The following is a 13,210-nucleotide window of genomic DNA, read 5'->3' as shown; positions in this document are numbered from 1 at the left end:
CCCCCCGCCCGCGCCGCCGCCGCCCCCGCCCTCGCGCCGCTGCTCGCCCGCGGCGCCCTGCGCTCGCCGCTGCGGCGGCCCCGGCCCGACGCGCCCTACCCGCGCACCCGGCTCGTGCTGCCGTCGGTCCGGGCCGACCTCGCGCGGCTCGCCGCCTACGAGCGCATCTGCGGCTTCGCCGCCGAGGACGGCACGCTGCCGGTCACGTCCCCGCACGTGCTCGGATTCCCGCTGGCCATGCGGCTGATGAGCGGCCGGGACTTCCCGCTGCCGCTGCTCGGCCTGGTGCACACCGCGATCGAGATCACCCGGCACGCCGCCCTGCCCGCCACGGACGCCTACGACCTGAGCGTGCACGTGGCCTCTCTGGCCGCGCACCGGCGCGGCACGCAGGCCACCGTCGTCACCGAACTGCGTGCGGACGGCACCGTGGTGTGGGAGTCGACGAGCAGCTACCTGGCCCGCCATCGCACCGAGGACCCCGGCCGGGCCCCCGCCGCGTCACGGGACCGCGGCCGGGAGGAGCCGCCGCCGCCCGCCGTGGACCGGTGGCGGCTCGCCGGGGACGTGGGGCGGCGCTACGGCGCCGCGTCCGGGGACCGCAACCCGATCCACCTCTCCCCGCTGACCGCCCGTCTGTTCGGCTTCCCGCGCGCGATCGCGCACGGCATGTGGAGCGCGGCCCGCTGCCTGGCGGCCCACGGCACGCCACAAGCCGCCGTCGTCCGGGCGGAGTTCAGGGCGCCGGTGCTGCTGCCCGCCACGGTCGTCTACGCCGCCGACGGCACCGGCCGCTTCGCGCTGCGCTCGGCCGACGAGCGGCGGACCCATGTGGTGGGCGAGGTGCGCCCGCGGCCGGCCTGAGCGCGGGACGTGCCGGCCGGTTCAGGCGGTCAGGACGCCTGGGACTGCGCCTCGGCGCGCGCCCGGTCGTCCGCCAGGTCCTCGACGCCGGCGCTGGCCTGCATGTTCGCCTTCATCCGCTCCACCCGGCGGGCGACCTGCACCGATGCCCGGTCGCGCTCCTTGCGCAGCACGACGAAGCTGATCGGGGCGGAGATCACCAGGGCGAGCAGGGGGATCCACAGGGCGTTGGAGCCGTTGCGGCCGCTCGGGAAGACACCGGAATAGACGAGTCCCCAGACCACCACGAGGCAGCCCAAGAAGATCCCGAGGCGCATCAGCGTGTAGCGGAGCATCTCTATCCACTCTTCCGTTCCGTGGGGGCGGCCCCCTGCGCGTTCGCGGGCGGCGGGAGGTCCCGAAGGGCACTGTCCAGTGAAGCACGCCCGCCGCCCGCACCCGCAGCGGGGTGGCGAAAGTCGCATCAAGGGACACAAAGCCTCAGGTCAGCGGCGAACCCGGGCGGGGCCGACCGCGGCCTCGGCTCAGCGGCGACCCCGGGCGCGGGGGCCTCGACTCAGCGGCGACCCCGGGGGCGGGGGCCGCGGCATCAGGAAAGCGGCAGCAGCATCAGCACGTCGTCCCGGTCGTCGCCCGGCGCCACGCGGATCGCGCCGGGCACCCGGCCGACCTCCTTGTAGCCGCAGGAGGCGTAGAACCGCTCCAGGCCGAGTCCGCCCCGGCAGCTCAGCCGGATCGCCTCGATGCCGTCGAAGCCGCGGGCCGCGTCGGCCGCCGCCGCGAGCAGGTCCCGGCCGTAGCCCTTGCCCTGGTGGCGGGGGTGCACCATCACCGTGTACAGCCAGAGCCAGTGCTTCATCAGCCGGTGGCTGTTGAAGGTGAGGAAGGCGGTGGCGGCGACGCGTCCCTCCTCGTCGTGGCCGACCAGCAGCCGGGCGCGGCCCTCGGCCATCGCCACGAAGTGCCGCACCAGCTCGGGACGTATCTCCTCGCGGGTCACCGGGGCCACGAAACCGACCGCGCCGCCCGCGTTCGTCACGTCGGTCCACAGGTCGAGGATGCCGTCGCGCAGCTCGCGGTCCACGGAGGGGTCCAGCGTAAAGGTAAGGGGCATGGCGCGAGTGTATCCATTACCCCTTCGGTGGCGGAGCCCCGGCCGCCCTCCTTACGACAGAACCCCGGCCGCCACCTTCAGATCCGCCACCAGACCCCGGTACGCCGCTTCGCGGTCCTCGTCCCGCGCCCGCAGCACCGCCGACGGGTGCACCGTCGGCACCAGCAGCTCGCCGCGCCCGTGGATCTCCCGCTCCAGCACCGTCCCGCGCACCTCGGTCACCCGGAACGACGAGCCCAGCAGCGCCTTGCCGGCGGTCGCGCCCAGCACGACGATCAGCTCGGGTTCGACCAGGGCCAGCTCGGCCGCCAGCCACGGTCCGCACGCGGTCATCTCCCGCAGGGTGGGCGCCTTGTGGATGCGGCGCTTGCGCGGCTCGGCCCGCGTGAACTTGAAGTGCTTGACCGCGTTGGTGACGTAGGTCTCGCCGGGGTCGATGCCCGCCTCGGCCAGCGCCCGGTCCAGCAGCTTGCCGGCCGGTCCGACGAACGGCGTGCCCTGCCGGTCCTCCTGGTCGCCGGGCTGCTCGCCGACGAGCATCACCCGGGCGTCCGCGTCGCCCGCGCCGAACACGGTCTGCGTGGCGTCGCGGTGCAGCGGGCAGCCCCGGCAGCCGGCCGCGGCCCGCCGCAGTCCGTCCAGGTCGGCGCCCTCGGGGACGAACGGCGCGGCGGTGTAGGCGTCCTCGGGCGCCCGCGCGCCCGCCGCCGTCTTCGCCTTCGTGGTGGCCATGCCGGGCGGGTACCCGCCCGGCGGCCGGCCTCACCGTGCGTGCGCCAGTCACACCCGCATGGGCTGGGGCGCCTCGCGGCGCTCGGGGTCCGGGCCGTCGTACTCCCGGATGATCTCGTAGCGGGTGTTGCGCTCCACCGGGCGGAAACCGGCGTCGCGGATCAGCTCCAGCAGGTCCTCGCGGGTCAGCTTGTTCGGGGTGCCGAAGTTGTCCGCGTCGTGGGTGATCTTGTACTCGACGACCGAGCCGTCCATGTCGTCCGCGCCGTGCTGGAGGGCCAGCTGGGCGGTCTGCACGCCGTGCATCACCCAGAACACCTTCACGTGCGGGACGTTGTCGAACAGCAGCCGGGAGACCGCGAAGGTCTTCAGGGCCTCCGCGCCGGTCGCCATCGTCGTGCGGGCCTGGAGGCGGTTGCGGACCTTGCCGTCCTTCATGTCGACGAAGTCGTGCTGGTAGCGCAGCGGGATGAACACCTGGAACCCGCCGGTCTCGTCCTGGAGTTCACGCAGCCGCAGCACGTGGTCCACGCGGTGGCGGGGCTCCTCGATGTGCCCGTACAGCATGGTGCACGGGGTCTTCAGGCCCTTCTCGTGCGCCAGCCGGTGGATGCGGGACCAGTCCTCCCAGTGGGTGTCGTGGTCCACGATGTGCTGCCGGACCTCCCAGTCGAAGATCTCCGCGCCGCCGCCGGTCAGCGACTCCAGGCCGGCGTCGATCAGCTCGTCGAGGATCTCGCTCGCGCTCAGCCCGGAGATCTTCTCGAAGTGGTGGATCTCGGTGGCGGTGAACGCCTTCAGCGACACGTTCGGCAGGGCCTTCTTCAGCTCCCTGAGCGAGCGCGGGTAGTAGCGCCACGGCAGGTTCGGGTGCAGGCCGTTGACGATGTGCAGCTCGGTGAGGTTCTCCCCCTCCATCGCCTTGGCCAGCTTCACGGCCTCCTCGATGCGCATCGTGTACGCGTCCTTCTCGCCCGGCTTGCGCTGGAAGGAGCAGTACGCGCAGGACGCCGTGCACACGTTGGTCATGTTGAGGTGACGGTTGACGTTGAAGTGCACGACGTCGCCGTTCATCCGCGTGCGCACCTCGTGCGCGAGGCCGCCCAGCCACGCCAGGTCGTCCGACTCGTACAGCGCGATGCCGTCCTCACGGGTCAGCCGCTCACCGGAGCGGACCTTCTCCTCCAGCTCGCGCTTGAGCCCGACGTCCATGCGAACACCTCTCTTCGATACAGACTGGGACAACCGTACGCCTGACGTGTCAGACCTCTTCGGGCAGCTCGCCCACCCGGTTCTCCCACTTCGTGGACAGCACGATCGTGGTGCGGGTCCGCGAGACGCCCTTGGTGCCCGACAGCCGGCGGATGATCCGCTCCAGTCCGTCGACGTCGGTCGCGCGGACCTTGAGCATGTAGGAGTCGTCACCGGCGATGAACCAGCAGTCCTCGATCTCGGGCAGGTCCTTCAGCCGCTGGGCCACGTCCTCGTGGTCGGCGGCGTCCGAGAGCGAGATGCCCACCAGGGCGGTGACGCCCAGGCCGAGCGAGGCGGCGTTCACGGTCGCCCGGTAGCCGGTGATGACACCGGCCGCCTCCAGCCGGTTGATGCGGTCGGTGACGCTCGGTCCCGACAGGCCGACGAGACGCCCCAGCTCCGCGTAGGAGGCCCGGCCGTTCTCCCTCAGGGCCTGGATGAGCTGCCTGTCCACCGCGTCCATGCGATCGAAGCCTTCCGCTGAGAGATCCGATGAGAGATCTGAGAGATGTTGTTCGAAGGTGTGGGGGGTGTCAGTCCGTGCGGGCGCCGCCCAGTTCACCCTCCCAGCGGTGGTAGAGGCGGTGGGGCACGCCCACCGCGTCCAGCGCGCGGCCGGCGACGAAGTCCACCAGGTGCTGGATGTGCGTCGCGCCGGCGTAGAAGGCGGGCGAGGCGGGCAGGACGGTGGCGCCCGCGTCGTCCAGGGCGACCAGCTGCCGCAGCGTCTGCCCGGTCAGCGGGGTCTCGCGAACGGCCACCACCAGCGGCCGGCCCTCCTTCAGCGTCACGCTCGCCGCCCGCTGCAGCAGGTCCTTCGACAGCCCGAGGGCGACCCCCGCCACGCAGGCCGTCGAGGCCGGCACGATCAGCATGCCCTTCGCCGGGTACGACCCGGAGGACGGCCCGGCCGCCAGGTCACCGGCGCTCCAGTGCCGTACGCCCGTGATGTCCGTGTCGAAGGTGCCGGGCTTGCCGTCGGCGCCGAGGGACAGCCATGCCCGCAGGTCGTCCCGCCAGTGGGCGTCCCGGAAGGAGATGCCGGTCTCGTCCAGCAGGGTGAGCCGCGAGGCGCGGCTGACGACCAGGTCGACGCTCTCCCCCGCCGCCAGCAGCGCGCGCAGCACAGCAGCCGCATACGGGGTGCCGGACGCGCCGGACACCCCCACGATCCAAGGCTTGCGCTGCGTTTCCCCTGCGTTCACATCTTGAGCGTACCGGTGCGGGCCACCGGCCTCAGGACCGGCCGGACACCGCCGCACCGGTGGGGCACGGTACTCAGACGCTCAGCCCGCGCACCAGCAGATCGAGCAGCGCGCACACGAAAAGAGCGATGCCGATGAAACCGTTGACGCTGAAGAACGCCCGGTTGAGGCGGGAGAGGTCGTGCGGGCGGACGATGGAGTGCTCGTAGACGAACGCGCCCGCGACGACGACCAGGCCCAGCCAGAAGAACGCGCCGGCGCCGGTGGCCAGCGCGTACCAGACGAACAGCGCCGTGGTGATCGTGTGGCAGGCGCGGGCGCCCCAGATCGCCGCCGGGATGCCGAAGCGAGCCGGGACCGACTTCACGCCGATGCGGCGGTCGGTCTCGACGTCCTGGCAGGCGTAGATCAGGTCGAAGCCGCCGATCCAGATGCCCACGGCCAGCCCGAGGACCACCGCCTTCCACGACCACGTGCCGCTGATCGCCAGCCAGCCGCCGACCGGGCCCATCGCCTGGGCCAGGCCCAGGATGGCCTGCGGGAAGTTCGTGAACCGCTTGCCGTAGGGGTAGACCACCATCGGGATCACCGCGACGGGGGCGAGGGCCAGGCAGAGGGGGTTGAGCAGGGCCGCCGCGCCGAGGAACACCACCAGGGCGATCAGCGCGCCGGTCCAGGCGTGGCGGACCGACATCGCGCCCGTGACCAGTTCGCGGTGCGCGGTGCGCGGGTTGCGGGCGTCGATCTCCCGGTCGATGATCCGGTTGACCGCCATGGCGAACGTGCGCAGGCCCACCATGCAGACGGTGACCAGCAGCAGCCGGCCCCAGTGGATGTTCCGGTCCCACTCGTACATCGCGGTCAGGGAGGCGATGTAGGCGAAGGGCAGCGCGAACACCGAGTGCTCGATCATGACCAGGCGCAGGAAGGCCCGGGTCCTGCCGGGCTGGATGACTGCGGTCGTCACAGGCCGTACTCCTTCCACCGGCGGTCGACCTTCGCCGCCGTCTCCGGGTCGGAGACCACCATCTCCGGCCAGCCGCCGTCGCGGGTGTAGCCCTCCTCGGGCAGCTTCCTCGTCGCGTCGATGCCCGCCTTGCCGCCCCAGAACTGCTGGTAGGAGGCGTGGTCGAGGTGGTCGACGGGGCCTTCGACGACCGTGAGGTCGCGGGCGTAGTCGGTGTTGCCCAGGGCCCGCCAGGCGACCTCGTGCAGGTCGTGCACGTCGCAGTCGGCGTCGACGACCACGATCAGCTTGGTCAGCGACATCATGTGCGCGCCCCAGATGGCGTGCATGACCTTCTGGGCGTGCTTGGGGTACTTCTTGTCGATGGAGACGATCGCGCAGTTGTGGAAGCCGCCCGCCTCGGGCAGGTGGTAGTCCACGATGTCCGGCACGATGATCTTCAGCAGGGGCAGGAAGAAACGCTCCGTCGCCCGGCCCAGCGGGCCGTCCTCCGTCGGCGGTCGGCCGACCACGATCGACTGCAGCAGCGGGCGCCGGCGCATCGTCACGCAGTCGATGGTCAGGGCGGGGAAGGGCTCCTGCGGGGTGTAGAAGCCGGTGTGGTCGCCGAAGGGGCCCTCCGGCAGCGTCTTGCCGGGCTCCAGCCAGCCCTCCAGGACGACCTCGGCGTTCGCCGGGACCTGCAGCGGGACGGTCTTGCAGTCCACCATCTCGATCCGCCTGCCCGCGACGAACCCGGCGAACAGGTACTCGTCGATGTCCCCGGGCAGCGGCGCGGTCGCGGCGTACGTCACCGCCGGCGGGCAGCCGAAGGCGATGGCGACCGGCAGCCGCTCGCCGCGCCGCGCGGCCACCTGGTAGTGGTTGCGGCTGTCCTTGTGGATCTGCCAGTGCATGCCGATGGTGCGCCGGTCGTGGCGCTGCAGCCGGTACAGCCCGAGGTTGCGGATGCCCGTCTCGGGGTCCTTGGTGTGGGTCAGGCCCAGGTTGAAGAAGGAGCCGCCGTCCTTGGGCCAGGTGAACAGCGCGGGCAGGGCGTGGAGGTCGACGTCGTCGCCGCGCAGGACGACCTCCTGGACGGGGGCCTCCTTGACCTTCTTCGGCGGCACGTGCGCCATCGAGCCGAGCTTGCCGAAGGCATCCCGCACGCCGACGAACCCGTGCGGCAGCTCGGGCCGCAGCAGTCCACCGATCTTCTCGCCGATCTCGTCGTACGACGTCAGGCCGAGCGCCTTCAGCAGGCGCCGGTCGGTGCCGAAGACGTTCATGGCGAGCGGCATGGCCGAGCCCTTGACGTTCTCGAACAGCAGGGCCGGTCCGCCGGACTTCTGCACCCGGTCGACGATCTCACCGACCTCCAGGTAGGGGTCGACCTCCACCTTGACGCGCTTGAGGTCGCCGTCGCGCTCCAGTGCCCTGAGCAGCGAGCGAAGATCGTCGTAAGCCATGCGTCCCAGTATCGGCCACGCCCCGCGCCCGCCGCGGCACCGGGGCCCCGCCCCGCCGCGGCGGTGTCGCGCGGCCAACGCCCCACCGCCGTACCGGGTTTCACATGGTCACCGGACTTGCACGCACGGCGACGAGTGGGGTTAATGAGGGTCACTCAGTGACGGGCATCACCAAGAACCCAGACCTCAGGGGGACCTGTGGAAAGAACCGAACCACCAGGGCACTACGACATCCCGCCGCCGCCCCCGGTCCCGCCGCAGGCCGCCCGCGGCATCGACCTGCGGGTGGACAAGCGACTGCTGTGGGTCGACGGCGCGGCCTATCCGCTGCGGAACATCACCCGGGTGTACACGTTCACCCTCACACCCCGCCGCAAGGACGCCGCCCTGCTCTTCCTCAAGCGCCTCGGGATCATCCTGTCCGTGGCGTTCGCCCTCACGATCCTGGGCGGCGTCACCGGCCTCGCGAGTCAGGACATGGCCGGCACGATCATCACGCTGGTCTGGCTGGGGTCCGCGGCGGCGATCGTCTTCAGCGTGGTGGAGCTGGTGAGCGTCCTCGGGGCTCCCACGCAGTACGTCCTGGCCGTGGAGACGTCCGGACCGTCCATCGCCATGGTGACCAGCCCGCAGCCCCAGTACCTGGACCAGCTCGTGGGGACCATCGTCCACGCGATCGAGCACCCGGACACCCAGTTCCAGGTGCGGGTGGACCGCCTCCTGGTCAATCCCCGCAACTACTACTTCGGCGACAACGTGAACATGTACGGCGGCACGGGCAACGTGGGGGTGGCGAGCGCATGAGCGGCGACAACTACTACTTCGGCGACACGGTGAACATGCACGGCGGTCGCGGCAACACCGGCATCGTCAAGCACCAGGCGGCCCCGGCGGATGCCGCCGCCTCCCCCGCCCTGCAGCAGGCGGTGGCGGAACTGCTGCGGCTGGTGCGGGAGCTGCGCGCCAGTGTCCCGCCGGCCAGTGCGCAGGCCCTCGACGACTCCCTGCCGGACATCACCGCCGACGCCGCGGTGCCCCCGCAGCAGCGGCACCGCGCCCTGCTGGCCGTCGCGGGCATCGCCGCGACAGTCGGGGCGGTGGGCCAGCCGGTGGTGGAGGCGGTCAACAGGATCCTCGCCCTGCTCGGCCCCTGACGGCCCGCACCGCCCGACCCCGGGCGCCGGACACGCTCCCGCGCGCCCGGTGCGGGCCCGTTGCCGCCGCGTCCCGGCGCCCGCACAGTAGGGGCATGGACCAGGCACCGGCCCGTGCGCCCATCCCCACCGTCGACCTCGGACCCTGGCTTCGCGGCGGCCCCGAGCAGCGCCGCCGGATCGCCCGCACCGTCGACGAGGCCTTGCAGGTCGCGGGGTTCCTGCTGGTCACCGGGCACGGGATCGACACGGCCCTGCGGTCGCGGATCCGGGCGGCGGCCCGGGAGTTCTTCACGCTGCCCGTCGCGGTGAAGCGGCGTTACGAGGCCGAGGTGGGCGGGCGCGGCTGGCTCGGCCCGGGCGCGGAGGCCAACGGGTACGCGGAGGGCACCTGGACGCCGCCGGACCTGAAGGAGTCGCTGACGTTCGCCACGCGGGAGCCGTTCGGCGATCCGGCGATCGACGCCGAGTGGTACGCGCCGAACGTCTGGCCGGCGGAGGTGCCCGGGCTGCGCCCGCTGTGCGAGGAGTACCTGGATGGGATGGCCGGGCTGGAGAAGCGGCTGCTGGCGCTGCTCGGCGCGGCCCTCGGGCTGGGGCCGGACTTCTTCACCCGGCACATGACCCGGCCGACGTACGGGTTCAACATCAACTGGTATCCGGGGACGGACGTCGTCGGCCCGGCCGAGCCGGGGCAGTTCCGCATCGGGCCGCACACCGACTTCGGGACGGTGACAATCCTGGACCGGCAGGCCGGCAAGGGCGGACTGCAGGTGTTCACCGACGCGTGCGGCTGGGCCGACGCGCCCTACGACCCCGAGGCCCTGACCGTCAACATCGGTGACCTGATGGCCCGGTGGACCGGCGACCGGTGGCGGTCGGGACGGCACCGGGTGCTGCCGCCGCCCGCGGACGCGCCGGCCGAGGAGCTGATGTCGCTGGTGTACTTCGGGGAGTGCACGCCGGGCACGCGGGTGGAGTCGGTGCCCGCGCCGGTGGGCCGGGTGGCGTACGAGCCGGTGGACTCGCACGTGTACCTGCGGCGGAAGCTGGACGAGATCACCGTGGAGTGAGCGCGATCGCCGCTCCTAGGAGCCGGCCAGCTGCTCGATCAGCCGTTCGAAGCGGGCCCGCCAGCCCGCCTCCGACTCCTGCTCGCCCCGGAACTCGTGGGTGAAGCGCAGCACGCAGGCGCTCTCGCCGTCCCGTTCCAGGTGGAAGCGCAGGCGCCCGCCGTCCTGGAGGGTGTACTCGGCGATCCGGTCCACGTCCCACGCGGTGATCCGGCCGCTGCCCAGGCCGCGCAGGGTGACCGCGCCGCCGAGCCGGGGCTGGAGTTCGTCGGCGGCGGTGAACCATCCCGCGAGCCCGTCGGGGGTGGACAGCGCCGGCCAGACCTTCTCCATGGGCCGGGGAAGCCGCACCAGGAAGTGCAGCAGGTGGGTGTTCCCGTGGGTCTGGCTGATGCCCTGTTCGATGGATCCGGTCATGACACCAGCGTGCCGCGCCGCCGCGCCCGGTGCACCCGTGCCCGGACGGCGGGGCGCTCACACGCCCGCGTAGGAGTGCTTGCCGCCGACGAAGATGTTCACGCCGTAGTAGTTGAACAGCCAGCAGGCGAAGGCGATGAGCGCGATGTACGCGGCCTTGCGGCCCTTCCAGCCGGCCGTCGAGCGGGCGTGCAGGTAGCAGGCGTAGGCGACCCAGGTGATGAAGGCCCAGGTCTCCTTGGGGTCCCAGCCCCAGTACCGGCCCCAGGCGGACTCGGCCCAGATGGCACCGGCGATGATCGTGAACGTCCACAGCGGGAAGACGGCGGCGTTCACGCGGTAGGAGAACTTGTCCAGGGACGCGGAGGCGGGCAGCCGCTCCAGCACCGAGGTCGCGAAGCGCCCGGGCTTGCCGCCCGCGGCGACCTTGCTCTCGTAGGCGTCCTTGAACAGGTACAGCAGGGTGCCGACCGCGCCGACGTAGAAGACCGCGCCGCACAGGATCGCGGTGGAGACGTGGATGTACAGCCAGTACGAGTGCAGCGCGGGGACCAGCTGGTCGCTGGCCGTGTACAGGACGGTGACCGCGAGGCCGAGGTCGAGCAGGACCGTGGTGGTCAGGAACAGGCCGAGCCAGCGCACGTTCTTCTTCAGGGCGAGCAGCGCGAGGTAGACGCCGACCGCGACCGTGGAGAAGGTGATGTTGAACTCGTACATGTTGCCCCACGGCGCCCGCTCCACGGACGCGGCGCGGGTGACGACGCCGCCCAGCTCCACCAGGAAGGCGAGCGCGGTCAGGGAGATGGCGATCCGCCCGTACAGGTCGCCCTGCTCGTCCCCGCCGTGCGCGCCGGGCCCGTCGGGCACGTCACGCGAGCCGGCCGCGGACCGGACGACGACCTTGGGCCGCTCCAGGACGGCGGTGCCGCCCGCGGACTTCACCGTGACCGCCGGGCCCTGGGCCGTGGCGGCCGCCTTCTTCTCGTTCTTCTCGGCGGTCAGCGCGGCGGCGGTGCGGCCCACCTTGCTGCGGCTGCCGAAGAGCCATTCGGCGATGTAGGCGAAGAAGGCCAGGGTGTAGACGGCCATCGCGGAGTAGATCAGCGTGTTGCTGATGTGCGCGAGATGTTCGTTGGTCGCGACGGCCAACTGGATCGGTGCGGCGAGAGTCACTTCTTTGGCTCCCCTTCGGCGGGTACGGGGGTGACGGCGTCCGGCTCCCGGTCGGGGGCGGCGTCGGGATCGGAGTCGGAGTCGGGGTGGGTCGGTGCCGTGTCGTGGACCAGGGCGGCCAGGTCGCCGATCTCCTCGGGGAGCTTGGCGGACTCGCTGCGGCCGAGGCCGGCGACCTCGACGACCGTCAGGCCGTCGGCACCCCGCACGGCGCGCACCCACACGCGGCGGCGCTGGATGAACAGCGAACCGGCCAGTCCGGCGAGGGCGGCGACGGCGCCGGTCAGGGCCCAGCCCTGGCCGGGCTGCTGCACGATCTGGAAGCCGGCCCACTCCTTGATGTCCTTGTCGAAGGTGATGGAGCCGGCGCCGTTCGGCAGCTTCATGGTCTCGCCGGGCAGCAGGCGCGCCTTGAGGATGTTGCCCTTGGCGTCCTTGAACGGCTTCAGGGCGGGGTTCTTGGTGTCCAGCTGGTACACGTTCTGCGGCACGCCCGCGTCCACGCCCAGGTCGCCGTGGTAGGCGCCGAGCGCCAGCACGGGGAAGTCCAGGCCGGGGAACTGGGAGAACATCGAGCCCTGGCCGGCGCCCGCGAAGGTGGGCACGAAGAACGCGGCGAAGCCGAGCTGCTCGCTCTTGCCCTGCGGGTTCGTGTAGCCGTCCATGACCTTGATCGCGCCCTGCGAGGTCTCGTTGGAGTCCAGCGGCAGCAGCGGCACGGCCTGGTGGTAGACGACCTTGCCCTTGCCGTCGCGGACGGTCACGGTCGGGGCGTAGCCGTGGCTGACGAGGTAGACCTTGGCGTCGTCGATCTCCAGCGGGTGGTTGACCTTGATGGTCTTGTGCTTGGTCGCGCCGTCGGCGCCCACGCTGTAGTCGACGGCGGCCTGGAAGGTGCGCGCGGTGCCCCTGTTGGGTCCGCTGCGCTCGTAGGTGGCGGTGAACTTCTTCAGGGTGAAGCTGAACGGCACCAGGTTGTCGTCGTCGAAGAGGTTGCCCGACTTGAAGTCGTCGTACTGGGTGAGGGTGTTCGCGAAGCCGTCGCCCTCGACGATGAGCTTGTCGCCCTCGGTCTTGAACAGCTGGCCCCAGGCGAAGGCGATCAGCATCACGATCAACGCGATGTGGAAGACCAGGTTGCCGGCCTCGCGCAGATAGCCCTTCTCCGCGGCGACGGCGTCCCCGGCGGTGTGGGCGCGGAAGCGCCGCCGCTTGAGGATCTTCAGCGCGGCCTCGCGGACCTCCTCGGGCGCGGCCTCGGTGCGCCAGGTGGCGTAGGCCGGCAGCCGGCTCAGCCGCCGGGGGGCGCCCGGCGGGCGGCCGCGCAGCTGGCCGACGAACTGCCAGGTGCGCGGGACGATGCAGCCGATGAGGGAGACGAACAGCAGGATGTAGATCGCGGAGAACCACACCGAGCTGTAGACGTGGAACAGGCCGAGCTTGTCGTAGATCGGCCCGAGCGTCTTGTGGGACTGCTTGAAGGTCTCGACCTTCATCGCGTCGCTGCCGTTCTGCGGGATCAGCGAGCCCGGGATGGCGCCGAGGGAGAGCAGGAACAGCAGCAGCAGCGCGACCCGCATGGAGGTCAGCTGCCGCCAGAACCAGCGCACCCAGCCGACGGCCTCGCGCACCGTCCAGGTGAGCCAGCCGGTCAGGCCGGGGGCGCGGGTGCCGCCGAAGGAGCCGGGGACGGCCGTCTCGGTGGGGGCGGTGGACAGCTGCGCGCCGGCCGCGCCCAGGTCGTCCGCGCCGGTGGGCGGGGCGGTCCGGGGCGCGTCGGCGCCGGTGTCCGGTGTCGTCTTGCTCATG

15 protein-coding genes are annotated in these 13,210 nt (G+C 71.8%); 4 read left to right on the top strand and 11 right to left on the bottom strand.

The window, feature by feature from the left end:
- On the top strand, positions 1-864 hold an 864-nt coding region (locus tag GV126_RS19070), incomplete at its 5' end, for a MaoC/PaaZ C-terminal domain-containing protein (protein ID WP_438947854.1).
- Positions 865-893: 29 nt separating this feature from the next.
- Here GV126_RS19070 and GV126_RS19065 read toward each other — a convergent pair.
- The 8 genes from GV126_RS19065 to GV126_RS19030 form a co-directional block, all read right to left on the bottom strand.
- Positions 894-1,199, bottom strand: coding sequence for a DUF4229 domain-containing protein (locus tag GV126_RS19065; protein WP_159668297.1), 306 nt, complete (start codon positions 1,197-1,199; stop codon positions 894-896).
- Between the two features lie 254 nt (positions 1,200-1,453).
- Positions 1,454-1,978: a GNAT family N-acetyltransferase gene (locus tag GV126_RS19060; protein WP_159668294.1), complete on the bottom strand. Its 525-nt coding sequence runs from the start codon at positions 1,976-1,978 to the stop codon at positions 1,454-1,456.
- 51 nt (positions 1,979-2,029) lie between these two features.
- On the bottom strand, positions 2,030-2,710 hold the full coding sequence (locus GV126_RS19055) for a UdgX family uracil-DNA binding protein (protein WP_159668292.1): 681 nt from the start codon (positions 2,708-2,710) through the stop codon (positions 2,030-2,032).
- A 48-nt stretch (positions 2,711-2,758) separates the two neighbouring features.
- A complete protein-coding gene (gene mqnE, locus GV126_RS19050) occupies positions 2,759-3,922 on the bottom strand; it encodes an aminofutalosine synthase MqnE (protein WP_159668289.1) in 1,164 nt (387 codons plus the stop codon).
- A gap of 49 nt (positions 3,923-3,971) precedes the next feature.
- Positions 3,972-4,427, bottom strand: coding sequence for an Lrp/AsnC family transcriptional regulator (locus tag GV126_RS19045; protein ID WP_028420874.1), 456 nt, complete (start codon positions 4,425-4,427; stop codon positions 3,972-3,974).
- A gap of 70 nt (positions 4,428-4,497) precedes the next feature.
- Positions 4,498-5,169 (bottom strand): UbiX family flavin prenyltransferase, encoded by a 672-nt coding sequence (locus tag GV126_RS19040; RefSeq protein ID WP_185946736.1) that lies wholly within the window; start codon positions 5,167-5,169, stop codon positions 4,498-4,500.
- A 73-nt stretch (positions 5,170-5,242) separates the two neighbouring features.
- Positions 5,243-6,136 carry a menaquinone biosynthesis prenyltransferase MqnP gene (gene mqnP / locus GV126_RS19035; RefSeq protein WP_159668286.1) on the bottom strand — a complete coding sequence of 298 codons (894 nt, stop codon included), beginning with the start codon at positions 6,134-6,136 and terminating at the stop codon, positions 5,243-5,245.
- Positions 6,133-7,584, bottom strand: a complete 1,452-nt coding sequence (locus tag GV126_RS19030) for a menaquinone biosynthesis decarboxylase (protein WP_159668283.1) — start codon at positions 7,582-7,584, stop codon at positions 6,133-6,135. Before GV126_RS19030 ends, mqnP begins: the two co-directional genes overlap by 4 nt.
- Positions 7,585-7,782: 198 nt before the next feature.
- On the opposite strand from GV126_RS19030, the gene GV126_RS19025 reads away from it, so the two are divergent.
- The 3 genes from GV126_RS19025 to GV126_RS19015 all read left to right on the top strand — a co-directional run bounded on the left by GV126_RS19025 (position 7,783) and on the right by GV126_RS19015 (position 9,811).
- Positions 7,783-8,388 carry a DUF6232 family protein gene (locus GV126_RS19025; protein WP_159668280.1) on the top strand — a complete coding sequence of 202 codons (606 nt, stop codon included), beginning with the start codon at positions 7,783-7,785 and terminating at the stop codon, positions 8,386-8,388.
- Positions 8,385-8,738, top strand: coding sequence for a hypothetical protein (locus tag GV126_RS19020; RefSeq protein WP_159668277.1), 354 nt, complete (start codon positions 8,385-8,387; stop codon positions 8,736-8,738). Before GV126_RS19025 ends, GV126_RS19020 begins: the two co-directional genes overlap by 4 nt.
- A 95-nt stretch (positions 8,739-8,833) precedes the next feature.
- Positions 8,834-9,811, top strand: a complete 978-nt coding sequence (locus GV126_RS19015; protein WP_159668274.1) for an isopenicillin N synthase family dioxygenase — start codon at positions 8,834-8,836, stop codon at positions 9,809-9,811.
- Between the two features lie 15 nt (positions 9,812-9,826).
- On the opposite strand, the gene GV126_RS19010 is transcribed toward GV126_RS19015, so the two are convergent.
- Genes GV126_RS19010 through resB form a run of 3 tightly spaced genes read right to left on the bottom strand, consistent with a single transcriptional unit; the run spans position 9,827 to position 13,209 of the window.
- Positions 9,827-10,228, bottom strand: a complete 402-nt coding sequence (locus GV126_RS19010) for an SRPBCC domain-containing protein (protein ID WP_159668271.1) — start codon at positions 10,226-10,228, stop codon at positions 9,827-9,829.
- A 57-nt stretch (positions 10,229-10,285) separates the two neighbouring features.
- Complete coding sequence (gene ccsB / locus GV126_RS19005) at positions 10,286-11,401, bottom strand: c-type cytochrome biogenesis protein CcsB (protein WP_159668268.1); 1,116 nt, start codon at positions 11,399-11,401, stop codon at positions 10,286-10,288.
- Complete coding sequence (gene resB, locus GV126_RS19000) at positions 11,398-13,209, bottom strand: cytochrome c biogenesis protein ResB (protein ID WP_159668265.1); 1,812 nt, start codon at positions 13,207-13,209, stop codon at positions 11,398-11,400. The genes ccsB and resB overlap by 4 nt, the downstream gene beginning before the upstream one ends.
- Position 13,210: the final 1 nt, after the last annotated feature.

The organism is Streptomyces mexicanus (assembly GCF_902506575.1).
Classification (GTDB): domain Bacteria; phylum Actinomycetota; class Actinomycetes; order Streptomycetales; family Streptomycetaceae; genus Streptomyces; species Streptomyces mexicanus.
Note: the sequence above shows the minus strand (reverse complement) of the source record. Positions and strands in the feature narration are given on the sequence as shown.

Excerpts from the sequence above, each read along its gene's own strand:
- GV126_RS19065 (WP_159668297.1), bottom strand. The coding sequence starts at position 1,199 with ATGCTCCGCTACACGCTGATGCGCCTCGGGATCTTCTTGGGCTGCCTC.
- GV126_RS19060 (WP_159668294.1), bottom strand. The coding sequence starts at position 1,978 with ATGCCCCTTACCTTTACGCTGGACCCCTCCGTGGACCGCGAGCTGCGC.
- GV126_RS19055 (WP_159668292.1), bottom strand. The coding sequence starts at position 2,710 with ATGGCCACCACGAAGGCGAAGACGGCGGCGGGCGCGCGGGCGCCCGAG.
- mqnE (WP_159668289.1), bottom strand. The coding sequence starts at position 3,922 with ATGGACGTCGGGCTCAAGCGCGAGCTGGAGGAGAAGGTCCGCTCCGGT.
- GV126_RS19045 (WP_028420874.1), bottom strand. The coding sequence starts at position 4,427 with ATGGACGCGGTGGACAGGCAGCTCATCCAGGCCCTGAGGGAGAACGGC.
- GV126_RS19030 (WP_159668283.1), bottom strand. The coding sequence starts at position 7,584 with ATGGCTTACGACGATCTTCGCTCGCTGCTCAGGGCACTGGAGCGCGAC.
- GV126_RS19020 (WP_159668277.1), top strand. The coding sequence starts at position 8,385 with ATGAGCGGCGACAACTACTACTTCGGCGACACGGTGAACATGCACGGC.
- GV126_RS19015 (WP_159668274.1), top strand. The coding sequence starts at position 8,834 with ATGGACCAGGCACCGGCCCGTGCGCCCATCCCCACCGTCGACCTCGGA.
- GV126_RS19010 (WP_159668271.1), bottom strand. The coding sequence starts at position 10,228 with ATGACCGGATCCATCGAACAGGGCATCAGCCAGACCCACGGGAACACC.
- resB (WP_159668265.1), bottom strand. The coding sequence starts at position 13,209 with ATGAGCAAGACGACACCGGACACCGGCGCCGACGCGCCCCGGACCGCC.